Source organism: Epilithonimonas sp. (assembly GCF_036780765.1).
In the GTDB taxonomy this organism is placed as follows: Bacteria; Bacteroidota; Bacteroidia; order Flavobacteriales; family Weeksellaceae; genus Epilithonimonas.
The window spans coordinates 21690-35029 of sequence record NZ_DAIQCG010000007.1 but is presented as its reverse complement, the minus strand read 5'-3'; the positions used below and the strand labels follow the sequence as shown (position 1 = coordinate 35029).

The 13340-nt window shown below is 34.7% G+C and carries 8 protein-coding genes; 4 read left to right on the top strand and 4 right to left on the bottom strand.

Annotation, left to right across the window (positions count from 1 at the left end):
- Positions 1 to 169 precede the first annotated feature (169 nt).
- From V7P73_RS11250 to V7P73_RS11235, 4 genes are all read left to right on the top strand, one after another.
- Positions 170 to 3226, top strand: coding sequence for an Ig-like domain-containing protein (locus tag V7P73_RS11250; protein WP_333853743.1), 3057 nt, complete (start codon positions 170 to 172; stop codon positions 3224 to 3226).
- A 96-nt stretch (positions 3227 to 3322) separates the two neighbouring features.
- Positions 3323 to 3958, top strand: coding sequence for a 16S rRNA (guanine(527)-N(7))-methyltransferase RsmG (gene rsmG / locus V7P73_RS11245; RefSeq protein ID WP_312418501.1), 636 nt, complete (start codon positions 3323 to 3325; stop codon positions 3956 to 3958).
- Positions 3959 to 3972: 14 nt separating this feature from the next.
- Positions 3973 to 4392, top strand: coding sequence for a hypothetical protein (locus V7P73_RS11240; RefSeq protein WP_333853741.1), 420 nt, complete (start codon positions 3973 to 3975; stop codon positions 4390 to 4392).
- A gap of 435 nt (positions 4393 to 4827) precedes the next feature.
- A complete protein-coding gene (locus V7P73_RS11235; RefSeq protein ID WP_333853739.1) occupies positions 4828 to 7521 on the top strand; it encodes a PD-(D/E)XK nuclease family protein in 2694 nt (897 codons plus the stop codon).
- Positions 7522 to 7613: 92 nt separating this feature from the next.
- Here V7P73_RS11235 and V7P73_RS11230 read toward each other — a convergent pair whose 3' ends face one another.
- From V7P73_RS11230 to V7P73_RS11215, 4 genes are all read right to left on the bottom strand, one after another.
- Positions 7614 to 8264, bottom strand: a complete 651-nt coding sequence (locus V7P73_RS11230) for a peptidoglycan recognition protein family protein (RefSeq protein WP_333853737.1) — start codon at positions 8262 to 8264, stop codon at positions 7614 to 7616.
- A 62-nt stretch (positions 8265 to 8326) separates the two neighbouring features.
- A complete protein-coding gene (locus tag V7P73_RS11225; RefSeq protein ID WP_333853735.1) occupies positions 8327 to 8896 on the bottom strand; it encodes a DUF1287 domain-containing protein in 570 nt (189 codons plus the stop codon).
- Between the two features lie 139 nt (positions 8897 to 9035).
- Positions 9036 to 10217, bottom strand: coding sequence for an acyl-CoA dehydrogenase family protein (locus V7P73_RS11220; protein ID WP_333853908.1), 1182 nt, complete (start codon positions 10215 to 10217; stop codon positions 9036 to 9038).
- A 139-nt stretch (positions 10218 to 10356) separates the two neighbouring features.
- On the bottom strand, positions 10357 to 13254 hold the full coding sequence (locus V7P73_RS11215) for an AsmA-like C-terminal region-containing protein (protein ID WP_333853733.1): 2898 nt from the start codon (positions 13252 to 13254) through the stop codon (positions 10357 to 10359).
- Positions 13255 to 13340: the final 86 nt, after the last annotated feature.

The following is a 13340-nucleotide window of genomic DNA, read 5'->3' as shown; positions in this document are numbered from 1 at the left end:
TAAGAACACAAATGATGATTTTCTATCACAATGAAAGAAGTTATCCTTTTTGTAACAAGATTCAATTAAAACAAGCCAAAAACTGTCTTGAAAATTTCTTAACATGTGTCAATATTTTTTTTGAATCTGTAATTTTAATTTTGCACTCTCTAAAAATCATTTAAGAACGATGAAAAAATCCTACATTTTATTCTTAGTATTATTTTTTGCAAATTTCTTTTTTGCACAGACAGACATAGCAAGATGGAATATGTCCAGTTATTCGCCATCTTATAATTCAGCAAGCCACATAACGGTTGGCAAATTAACTTCAACAGTTTCGCTTTCCAATTATGATTATTGGATTGACGGGAAAAAGTATAATGTTTTCGCTACTGGTAATTGGCCAACGCCGCAGCAGGCTATTGATTATACCAAATATATACAATTTACCATTAAACCAGATGTTGGATACAAATTAAATTTAACTGAATTTAATTTCCGAGCGATTATGCAAGGTAATTCTGCAAAAATGAAGATTATGTATTCTTTGGATAGCAATTTTTCTAATCCACAACTTGTGGCGGAAAATGTTGATATTAATTCTTCATTATCAACGTTTACATATGGTAATTTTCCAAAACCGATAGCAACAGACGGACAGGAATTGCATCTTAGGATTTATGTTTACAATACTTATAATGTGATGCAAATTCTTTTTAAAGAGAACGATGCATTCGGTCCATTATTTAGAGGTAATGTAGAATCTAGTTCAACAACACCTGTTGTATATAATGATACGTACTCCAATTTCATTAACAATGATTTGAACTTAAATGTTCTTTCAAATGATGATTACAGCAATTTGGTAGATTCAATCAATATCACTCAACCATTATACGGTACAACTAAAATAAACTCAGATAAAACCGTTAATTACTTACCAAATGAAGGATATGTAGGTCAGGATTCTTTTTCATATTATATCAAAAATAAATTCGGAAAATCCAATACAGCAATCGTAACGATAAATAATGTTTCTAACACTTCTTCAAACTTGATCCGATGGGACAAAAATGACTTTAAAGGTACTTTGCAACAATCGTTTATCAGCTCTACTATAATTAATAATGGAGGCGGAGTGACGATAGGAAATGGGTCTGAGAATACACCAATATTTATTCTTTCTAACTTATCTAGTTCATCAAAAATTGATCCTACAAAATATACAGAATTCGTTTTACATAATGAAAGTACGGTAAAAACTGTAGAACCAAAATCATTCAATTTCACAGGAAGAGGTTATATAAACGGAAAAGCGAATTACGAAGTGCGCTACTCAAAAAAAGATGATTTTTCATCAGGTGTTTTCACATTGGCTTCCGGAACTTTTGATGCGAGCTTTGAAGATCACAAACTAAGCTTCAATTCTGATTTAAAATTAGAACCTGGGGAAAAATTGTATATCAGATTATACTTTTACAAAGTGAATGGACAATATGTGATTAGTTACTTAAATAATGCGCAAGGTCCAAACATAGAAGGGATTTTTTACAATTATGTTTACTCTTCTAATGGAACAATGTGGCAAACCATCGGTGCAAAAACAGAATGGAGCAACGGATCTCCTAACGCTTCGAAGAATGCCATCATCCAGGCACATTATGACACTTCTGCCAACGGAAACTTTGAAAGCCAAAATTTGACAATCAACACTGGAGGAACATTAACAGTTAAAACAGGTGGATTTATCAAAGTTAATGGTCAGATTGCAAATAATAATGTGACAGCTAACTCATTTACCGTAGAACATGATGCTAACCTTTTACAAACTGGTAGCGCTTCTAATACAGGAAATATAACGGTTAAAAAATCAGCTATTATTCCAAAAATGGGATATAATTATTGGTCAACTCCAGTTATTAATCAGAATTTGTATCAGTTTTCTGAAGGTTACAATCAGGCTAATGGCGGTACAAGAACAGGAACGCCTTGGAACAGATTTTATGTTTATAATGAGGCTAATGATTATTTCGTAACAACTATTGCGAATGATATTACACTGAACTCTTCCTCTGTGTTTCAACCTGCAAGAGGATATGCAATTAGAGGAAAAAATAGTTTCCCAGAAACTGTAACTGTAACTTCTCCAATTTCTAGCTTCGAGTTTGTAGGAACGCCACAGAATGGGGATGTGGCAACTTATAATTTGAAATGGAGCAATGCCGCGCACGGTTACAATATGGTTGGAAATCCTTATCCTTCTAATATTAGTTTTGATGATTTCTTTGCAGAGAACAGTAGTAAGATTTATGGTATAGGCTATTTCTGGACAAACAATGATGGGCGAATTCTAACTCAGCAAAGTAGTAATTATAGTGGTAATAATTATGCTATTGCTACAGTAGTGGGAGGAACTTCAGCAACTTATTATGGTTCCAATAATGGAAAACCAAATGGGAATATTTCTGTAGGTCAAGGATTTATTATTCAGGCAAAACCCGCTGGTAAAAACCAACCGTTAGTATTCAAAAACTCGATGAGAAATTCTGATATTGCTAATTACTACAATAAAACTGCTGTTCAGAAAAACAGATTTTGGTTAGAATTCAAATCGCCAACAGATATTAATAACGAGATTTTGATTGGATATATCAACAACGCAACCAATGGTTTTGACAGCGATTATGATGCAGATCTTTTAGCAATCGGAAACGACTCTTTTTGGAGCGCGTTAGACGGTCACAAATTAGCAATCCAGGCAAAAGATTCTAATTTCACAACAGAAGACGCCGCAAGATTAGGTTTCAAAGCATCTGTATCAGGAAATTACACCATTTCATTAACACAGAGAGAAGGAATTTTCAACTCAAATCAAGCGGTTTATTTGAAAGATAAATATCTTAATAAAGTCATCAATATTACAGATAACGGATACGTTTTCAACACCAATGCTGGACAATATGAAGATAGATTCGAAGTGGTTTACAAATCTTTGGAAACATTAGGAACAGACCACACAGCTAAAAAAGAAATCATCATTTCAAAAGATACTCAGAATTTCATCGTAAAATCTGATGAGAATATAAACGAAGTGAGCCTTTACGATTCTGTTGGAAGATTATTATACTACACAAAAAATGCAAAAAAAGAAGTTTTAATTAATAAGACAACCTTTGCAGAAGGGATGTACATTATAAAAGTGAATTCTAGAAATACAACGATGACCAAGAAAGTTTTAAAATAACACATAAAACTTTGAAATTTTAAAAACCATCAGAATAATTTTTGATGGTTTTTTATTTATAATTAATATTAACAAATCTTTTCATAATTTCGCCTTATGTCTTTAGAATTAATTTTACAATATTTCCCAAATATTACCAGCGAACAAAAAAATCAATTTGCAGAACTAGAAGTGCTGTACAAAGATTGGAATGAGAAAATCAACGTGATTTCCAGAAAAGACACAGACAGTCTTTATGAGAAACATATTCTTCACTCTTTAGGAATTGCAAAAGTGATGGCGTTTGCAGATGGAACCAAAGTTTTGGATATCGGAACCGGTGGCGGTTTTCCTGGGATTCCTTTAGCAATTTTATTCCCTAATGTACAATTTACATTAGTAGACAGCATCGGAAAAAAAATCACAGTAGTAAAAGGTGTTGCGGAAAGTCTCGGCCTGAAAAATGTAACAGCTCATCATATGAGAGCGGAACAATTGAAAGAAAAATTCCATTTTGTGGTCAGCAGAGCCGTAACGCAGATGCCGGTTTTCCTAACTTGGCTGAGAGGAAAATTTGAAAAAGACCAATTCAATCCAAAGCATAACGGCGTTCTTTATCTAAAAGGCGGCGATTTAGCAGAAGAATTAGCAGGATTGAAAGCAGAAATTTTCAGCTTGAAAAATTATTTCGAAGGCGAATTTTTCGACACCAAAAAAGTAGTGTATCTTTCAAAAGGTAACTTCAATAACTAAATAAAGAAACGATTATGAAGAAAGTATTTATTTTATCAGTTTTAATTGCATTTTCAGCATTCACAGTTTCGTGCAAAGACAATGATGATTACAGCCAAATCGAATCCGTTTTCCCAACCAAGATAGACAGTGTGAAAATCCCGATGGATACAATGTCTTTGGGTGTCACGCAGGAGATTTTAGCCTATTCTACATTCAAAAAAACTTGTGAAGGCATTTACAGTTACGATTATAATTACACCAACGATTCTGTCCGCACAATCGCCAATTTTGCTTACAAAACCAACGACGTTTGTGGCGACGGAACTTATGCCGATGGTAGCAGAATTAACTTCAAACCCATAAAAACAGGAACTTACACGTTCAAATTCTGGACAGGAAAAGACACCTCTGGAACCAATACTTTCCTTGAGAAAAAAGTGGTTGTAGAATAATTTTAGGAGCTTAATCCCGCTTTCCACTATATCTTTTTTGTCATTGCGAACGAAGAGAAGCAATCTGTTGAACATTTAGGCATCGCAATAACAAAAAAGGATGCCGTTGCAATCGGGGCTAGGGATTTTGTCATCCAATTAACCATTCACAAATAAACACGATATTGTCATTCCGTAGGAATCTAGACTGCTGAGATTCCTACGGAATGACAAATCATTGTTTTTCTTATTTGAGTTTTACGCCTTTGTGAACCTTAAAAATATTTTCATTTTTTTTCAAAAAATCTTTGCGGACTTTACGTTTAAATGAATCAAAAAATAATTAAATTGAGCCTTTAAGTTTTTAAAGGCTCTTTTATAAGATAGTATGAGCATTTTCAGTCTATCACCAATTAGCTTTATCAATTATAATTCATCAATTATCAATTATAAAAAATGCAGTTTCTTCAGAAGATTATTACAGAGTTATTAGAAAACCATCAGGACATTTCCGAGCTGGATATTGTTCTTCCTGGAAAAAGACCAATGGTTTTCATCAAAAGAATCCTGAAAGAAAAACATTACGAAGGACTTTTACCGAATTTCGTCACAATAGACGAACTCATCGCAGAACTTTCAGAAAATGTAGAAATCAAAGGTATTGCACTTTGGCTCTTTTCTTTCCGTATTTACAATAAGATTGATTCTTCTGAAGATTTTTCTGGTTTCTTGAAATGGTTTCCGACCTTGCAGAAAGATTGGGACGATATGATGAAGTTTTCCGATGACGACCAAAAAATTCTACTTTGGATGTTGGACGAGGAACGAATCAAAAACTGGGGCGAAAATCTTGGAGACGACGATAATCCAAGAAAACGAAACCTCAATTTCTGGCGAAAAATGAACGAGTTTCTCCCACTTCTGAAAGCAGAATTGAAGAAAGAAAATCTCGCTACTTCCGGAATGTTGTATCAAGATGCTTTTTCCGAGATCGGAAATTTTGCTAAACAAACCAATCGCCAATTTGTTTTTTGTGGATTCAATGCGTTGTCGAGAGTGGAAGAGCAGTTGGTAAGACAGCTTTTGCAATGGAACAAAGCCGAAACTTATTTCCAAGCCGACCAATATTATATTGATGACGAAAGGCAAGAATCCGGAAAATTTCTGAGAGAAACTTTGAAGTGGAAAGAATTCAATGACAGCAGGGATTTTAAATGGATTGAAAATCAATTCTTTCAACCTAAAAGTATCAAAACTTACGAAGTTTCAGGAAACATTGTTCAAGCCAAATTTTTGCCCGAAATCCTCAAAAAAATTCCTAAAAATGAATTGTCAGAAACTGCTTTGGTTCTATTGGACGAGAATCTTTTACCTGCAGTTTTAGACAGTTTAAATGCCGTTGAAAGCGTGAATATCACAATGGGATTTCCATTGAAGAATCTGTCTTTCAGTAATGCGATTAAAAAACTGTTTTATCTTCAGAAACAACAGGAGAAAAAATCGTCAAGTTATTATTACGCCGATGTTTTACCAATTTTGGAAGAATTACCAAACGACGAAAAAGATTCTGAAATTATCCGAAATTTTATCTTCGCGATAGAAGAGAGAAACATCGTTTATATTTCTAGAACTTTGCTGCAGGAATTACTTGGAAACCTCAGTTATTTCCAGCTTTTACAGAAACCTGAAAACTACCAGACATTTTTAGACTTGTTGATTAAGTTTTGTTACGAATTGAAATTCAAAGAATTGGATGATATTCAGTACGAGAATATTGCATTGTTTGAGAACGTTTTCAAAATCATCAAAAATCAATTGCTACCTTATCAAATTGATGTTAAAATAGAAACTTTGGAAGTTTTGATTAATCAGTTAGTTAATTCAGAAAGTATTGATTTTGTGGGAGAACCGTTAGCAGGATTCCAGATTATGGGACTTTTGGAGACGCGTCTTTTGAACTTCAAAAATATCATTCTGTTATCTGTAAACGAAGGGAAATTACCATTAGGAAACACTCAAAACACATACATTCCGTTTGATGTTCGTAAGAATTTTGGACTGAATACGTTCTTGGAAAATGACAGTATTTATGCTTATCACTTTTACAGATTGATTCAGAATTCGGAGAATGTTCATTTGCTTTACAATGCTTTGAGTTCTGGTGTGAATACAGGCGAGAAAAGCCGTTTCATCACACAATTGGAAATGGAAAGTCCGCACAACATTGAACATATTATCATCGAAAACTCCTCAGAACCAATTGCTCAGGAACTGATGAAAATCGATAAAAATGAAGAAGTAATGCGACTTTTGAACGAATGGAAAAACCGAGTTTCTCCGTCACATCTTGTAACTTATCTTTATAATCCGATTGATTTCTATCTTAATAATCTGCTTAAAACCAGAGAAACCAACGAAATAGAAGAAGAACTTTCACAAAGAAATTATGGAAACTTGGTTCATTATGCTTTGCAATTTTTACACGAACCAATAAAAGGTAAAATATTATCTATTAACGATTTAGAAAGTTTACTTCAACAAACAGATTCAGCGATTGACTTTGCGATTGAAAAGCTGAAACACCAACCTGAATTCTATGACCGCGGAATGAATTACATCCACAAAGAAATTGCCAAAAGGGTAGTGCGAAATATCGTAGAATATGATTTGGAATTGGTTAAAAAAGGTTCTGCTTTGGAGATTCTGGATTTGGAAAAAGAAATCAATTGTGATTTTTTCCTTGATGATAATAAAACCGACAAAATCAGTTTTTATGGTTTTATCGACAGAATAGATAAATTGGACGGGATAACCAGAGTAATTGATTACAAGACGGCAAAACCGAAAAATCTCACCATTAATTTAGGCAAAAATAAAGAAGAAAAACTCCCAGAATTATTTTTCCGAGACGATTACAAGCAAGCATTGCAGCTTTCTATTTATAAATATTGCATCAAAAACGTTTTGAACATCAATCCAAATAATATCGAAACGGCAATTTGGTCTTTTGCAGAAGTCAATAATGGTCTACAAAAACTGAATTTCGTTGATATTGAAGATAATGAAGTGGAAGATTCTATCAGAAACTTAATTTTTGAAATCCTGAATCCTGAGGTTCCTTTTGAGGAGAAAGAAAAAGTGAGTTGGTAATTTTTCCAATAAATAAACATAATCTTTGTCATTCTGTAGGAATCTCTACAACTAAGTCTAGATTCGTACGGAATGACAATAAAACGTTGAAATTAAGGCTGAGTTTTCAATTTCAAATCCGTCAATTTCTCTCTAACTTTTTTCATAAACTCAGAGCCTGGATCTTCTTTGCTTGTAAAATATTTGGAATCTGTTTCTTTCCAAAGTTTAGAATCCCTGAAAATACCATACTCCGAATGTCCAATGAGATATTCAATCGGATATTTTTTTGCGAGATATTTTACTAATTCTGCGTTAACTTCAACTTGTTTATCTGTCAAAGGCTGAGATTTACTTCCAATATTCTCTACGCCAATAGCACAATAATTAAGACCAATGGTGTGTCTTGCAAACAATTCTGGGTCAACCAACTGATAAACTGTTCCGTCTCTATCCACCAAAAAATGAGCAGAAACATTGAGAGAACTTTGCTTCTTAAGTGTTGCTCTTTGATTCTCTAGATATAAATTGTTGAAGTATCTGAAATTCGACTCAATTGTTCCTCCAGCGGTGTAATGCAAAACAATGATTTTCGGAGTGATATTCGCGGTTTTCTGGATTAGATTGTGATGGTCTTTCATATAATCCAAACTCAGCTTCATTCTTTCCATAGAATAATCAATCGGTTTTTGAATTATTTTTAAGTTCTGAGCTTGGAATAGAAAGCAGAAACTCAGAAATAAAAATTGAAAAAGTTTATTCATAATTATTTTAAACCACAAAAGTCACAAAAGTTTTTTAAATATCTATTATCATCAATTAATTATCATTGATAAAAGTAATGTCCCGTAATCGTCCAATCAAAAAGACAATCTTGTAAAACCTGTCCGGCTCCGATATTATGAGAAATCAAAAAACGCTTGCCATCTGCTGATTTTTTATTGACAACAATTCCGATATGTGTCAGGTTTTTAGGCAAATCCCAAGTGACAATATCGCCCGGAACATAGTCTTTTCCATCATTCGTAATGGATTTTTCTTTCCCAAATCTCGAAAAGAAAACCATCAGATTCGGAACACGTCTGTGGTCAATATTGGTATCTGTTTTCTTTAATCCCCATTTCTTTGGATATTTGGAAAAATTCTTTGCCATATCTTCGTGAACTTCCTTCTGCAAATCGATTCCCAACTTTCGATAAGCTCTGATGACAACATCCGTACAAACCCCTTTTCCTGCAGGTACATCACCGTTCGGGTATTTTATATTAAAATAAGTAGGGTCATAAACGATTTTATCTTTAGTCAGATTAATGGCTGCATTCGACAGTTTGGTTTGAAAATTTTGTCCAAAGACTGTAACAGAGACAAAGAAGAGAATGACGAAGTATTTTTTCATATTAAGTTTTTTTGAAACCACAAAAATCACAAAAGCAAAGAATAAATCTTTAGTGACTTTTGTGGTTTATATCTGAACGAAAAAACCTGCGAAAATATTCCGCAGGTTTTTGTTAAAAATATATAAGATTGATTTGGTCTTATCCAAAGGCATTGATGCCGGTAATATCCATTCCCGTAATCAGTAAATGTATATCGTGCGTTCCTTCGTAAGTAATCACGGATTCCAGATTGGCTGCGTGGCGCATCATCGGGAATTCTCCCATTATTCCCATTCCACCCAACATTTGACGAGATTCTCTGGCAATATCAATCGCCATTTTGACGTTGTTTCTTTTCGCCATAGAGATTTGCGCAGGCGATGCTTTATGAGCGTTCTTAAGATTTCCTAACTGTAAGCAAAGCAATTGAGCTTTGGTAATTTCAGTTAAGAATTCTGCTAATTTCTTTTGCTGAAGCTGGAAAGAAGCAATTGGTTTTCCGAATTGTTTTCTCTCTTTAGTATATTGAACAGCCGTACAATAACAATCCATCGCTGCACCAATTACGCCCCAAGAAATCCCATACCTTGCTGAGTTAAGACAAGACAAAGGTCCTTTCAAACCTTCAACATTCGGTAACAGATTTTCTTTCGGAACTTTCACATTATTGAAAACCAATTCTCCGGTTTTTGAAGCTCTAAGACTCCATTTGTTATGCGTAGTTGGTGTTGTAAAACCTTCCATTCCGCGTTCCAGAATCATCCCGCGTACTTTTCCGTCTTCGCCTTTTGCCCATACAACAGCAATGTCAGCAAGTGGGGAGTTGGTAATCCACATCTTGGCACCATTCAAAAGATAATGGTCGCCTTGGTCTGTGAATTTGGATTCCATAGAAGAAGGGTCAGACCCGTGGTTTGGCTCTGTCAAACCGAAACATCCAATCATATCGCCAGAAGCCAGCTTCGGAAGGTATTTTCTTTTTTGCTCCTCAGAACCATACTCGAAAATAGGAAACATTACTAAAGAAGACTGTACAGAAGCCGCAGAACGAACTGCAGAATCGCCCCTTTCTAATTCCTGCATTATCAATCCATAAGAGATTTGGTCAAGTCCCGGACCGCCATATTCCTCAGGAATGTATGGACCAAGCGCACCGATATTTCCCAATTCTTTCATCAATCCTGGGATGTCAGTATGATTTTGTGCCGCTTCATCTATCTTTGGCATCACAAAACTTTCTACCCAGCTTCTTACAGAATCGCGGATAAGCTTGTGTTCTTCGGTCAAAAGAGCGTCTATTGAATAATAATCTGGTATGCTTGTTAACGGGTAATATGACATTATTTTTGTTTTGCCTAAAAATAAAGCTTTTCCTGAATTACCAAAATAGATTGTTAACAAATAATTCATTTTCTAAAAAACGTCACTAATGCGTAAATATATCTTAATAAAAAAGCTCCAATCACTTGGAGCTTTCATTTTATTTCTTCTTCAAATCTATATCAATCTGCTTTTCCGCATTTTCGGCTTTCTTTTCCTGAGCGCGTTTTTCTTTACGCTGTTGTGCTCGGGATTTTTTCTCGGCTCGTTTTTCTTCTCGGATAACTTTGTTGGATTTGGTATTATACAAAGCTTCTATAATGCCTTGACCTGTTTTGCTGAAGATTTTAATTTTCGGTTTCTCGTGTGTTCCGGTCACAACAATCGGGAAGCCAATCCAGCCGCCTGGTGGCAAACCAACTCTCACTCTAAAGTCGAGTAGACCATTAAAACTAGTCGTTCCACTAATCGTAGGTCGCAGAACAGAAACTTTGAAGGTAAACGGCTCCACGTGTATCAAATTATTGTTGATGCTCGTCTTGATATCCACACCTTTCATATCAGGATTATCAAAAGCATTCGCTCCAATATTATCGCCAACTGCGGAAAGCATTTTTAGGTTTTTGACTTCTACATCTCTCAGATTCACGTTTCCGCCACCTTCCAATGATGGATAGATAGGCTTCATATTGCTGTCAAAATCGCCTTTCAGTTTGTAATCCAAAGAAACAATACCTTTAACATTTTTCGCTGCAGTCGCCATTTCACGCACCATATCAATCTCGTTATAAGCTCTCTGAACATCGAAATTATCGACCTTCAAAGCCACATCATAATTGGCGGTAATCGGGGATTCATTCTGATATCTGGCATCGATTCCCATTCGGCTTCCGATGATATCAAATGTTGTATTTTTAAGATAAATTTCGCCTTTTGTAACCGAAGCCAATCCTGCAAGATTATTCAGTCCAAGACCTTTGAATTCTACTTTTTTCGCATTAGCTTCCAAAGAAACATCCAGATTGGTTGGGACAATCACAACACCGCTGCTTTTCGGATGTTCCTCCTTCGCATAAGTCACTGCAAGGGATTTGTCTGTGTTATCGCCTTCTTTCAACGCCATAAATTCATCCACCAAAATGTAATTGGATTTCAGATGAAATCTACCGTGCAAAGTTCCTTTTCTTTCGATGAAATAATTGATGGTATTCAATAAATATCCATTAAGCGAATAATCGGATTTTCCGTAATTACCATAGAATTTTCTGAACCACATTTTCTCATTCTCAAACTCGAAATTACCCTCTTTGATATAGAATGATTTTGGAAGATATTCGGTGGTGGCTTTGATGTTTTTTAGGATGAGATTTCCTCTATTATCAAGCTTGCTGTATTGTCCGGTTGTCGCATAACTTTGTCTCCCGTTCAAAAATAAATCTGCCATTATCAATCCGCTGATATCCAAACCTTCTTTTTTGAAAACTTTGTAAATTCTACCAACATTCAAAGTTCCTTTTGCTCTGACTTTGTATAATAAATCCTCAAAATCCTGCAAATCTGCATTTACAAAAACAGGATTACCTTCAAAATCAAATTTGAAAGGGTCGAGTTTTACACCCAGACTTTTAAATGTTCCATCAGTATTAAGAATATTCGCTAAAATATTGATATTCTGAATTGGATTTGGATAATATTTCGTTTTCAGCCAGCCATTTTTCAGATTGAAATAACCTTTCGTTTTTGGGAATAATTTTTTGTCTAAACTGAAAACTCCATTCGACTGAATATCAGTATTCATAAGACCTTTTAGTTCAATATCTTTCAATCCTAAAGCTGCATCTAAAGTTGCCAAATCGATTCCGCCTTTGATATTAGCGTTGATGTTCATTTCATTTAAACCTTGTGTTCTAACTTTTGCACGGAATTGATTATTCTTACCTAAATCAAAACTTAGATTTCGCAAATCGAGTAGGAGTTTGTCAGTGTTTAGCGCGGGTAAATCAACATTCATATCCAAATTAAGATTGTTCATCGGAACCGGTGCATTGCTGTTGGAAACGAAACCATTATTAACTTTCAAACTTGCTTTCAAATCTGGTTTTTGATTTCTCGGCTCACTGAATCGACCTTTCAGACTGAAAAACAAATCGCTGTTTCCCTCGATTTTTGTGTCCTTAACCCAGCTCAGATATTGCGGTGGCAAAACGGACAACATATCTTTAATCGTCGTTTTCTCGGAAGCTGCATTGATATTAAGGTTATATCCATCTTTCAAAATACTCACAAATCCTGTGAATTTCAAAGGAAGTTCATTGATTCTGAGCTCATTTTTTCTCAAGACAAATGTCAATGCATTGGTGTTGATTCTTGTGATTAAATCTGCGTGCAATGTTTTTTGTTGTGCATACCAAATTCGGTTCAATGCAAAATCGACTTTATCAATGTCTAAATCGGTTTCCAAATCAAAAATATCTTCGCTGAGTCCACCTTTTCCGGTGTAATTAAGACCTTTTGCATTAACCAAAACGTTGGCTGCGTGGTCATTGTATTTGATATTCCAGTTTTTTAGTTTGATTAAATCCAGTTTTATAGAAGCTCCAGTTCCGGTTGTATCTTTTGGTTTCTCAGATGGTTTGGAAACATAAACGTTATAATTGGCTTCTCCTTTAGAATTGACAAAAACATTGGCAGTTGCGTTGTTCACGTAGATTTCATCGATTTTAACTTCTCTATTGAAAATCAGATTTTTCAGATTGATTCCAACTGCTACTTCTTTTGCTGCAAGTAATGTGTCTTGTTCAAAAGGTTTTGAACCTTTCAAAATGAAATCGTCCACCGAAACTGTGAGAGAAGGGAAGTGACGGAAAAATGTCAAATGAGTTTTCTTATAATCCAATTCTCCGGCAAGGTGTTTATTTGCAAAAATCTTAACCTGCTGAGATATGGTTCCTGGAAATAAAATCGGGATAATGAACATTAAAAATAGGATAGAAGCGATGGTGATACCCAACCATTTTGATATTTTAAGCAATATCGTCTTTACATTAACCGCACTCATAAACTTGAATTTTTTGGAATAATTCAAAGATTGTGCTAAAAGTAAATTGCAAAAAAATCCTTCCTGAAAATTTCAAGAAGGATTAT

Bases quoted from the DNA above. Each gene is read 5' to 3' on its own strand.
- V7P73_RS11235 (WP_333853739.1), top strand. From the start codon at position 4,828: ATGCAGTTTCTTCAGAAGATTATTACAGAGTTATTAGAAAACCATCAG.
- V7P73_RS11240 (WP_333853741.1), top strand. From the start codon at position 3,973: ATGAAGAAAGTATTTATTTTATCAGTTTTAATTGCATTTTCAGCATTC.
- V7P73_RS11250 (WP_333853743.1), top strand. From the start codon at position 170: ATGAAAAAATCCTACATTTTATTCTTAGTATTATTTTTTGCAAATTTC.
- V7P73_RS11220 (WP_333853908.1), bottom strand. From the start codon at position 10,217: ATGTCATATTACCCGTTAACAAGCATACCAGATTATTATTCAATAGAC.
- rsmG (WP_312418501.1), top strand. From the start codon at position 3,323: ATGTCTTTAGAATTAATTTTACAATATTTCCCAAATATTACCAGCGAA.
- V7P73_RS11225 (WP_333853735.1), bottom strand. From the start codon at position 8,896: ATGAAAAAATACTTCGTCATTCTCTTCTTTGTCTCTGTTACAGTCTTT.
- V7P73_RS11215 (WP_333853733.1), bottom strand. From the start codon at position 13,254: ATGAGTGCGGTTAATGTAAAGACGATATTGCTTAAAATATCAAAATGG.
- V7P73_RS11230 (WP_333853737.1), bottom strand. From the start codon at position 8,264: ATGAATAAACTTTTTCAATTTTTATTTCTGAGTTTCTGCTTTCTATTC.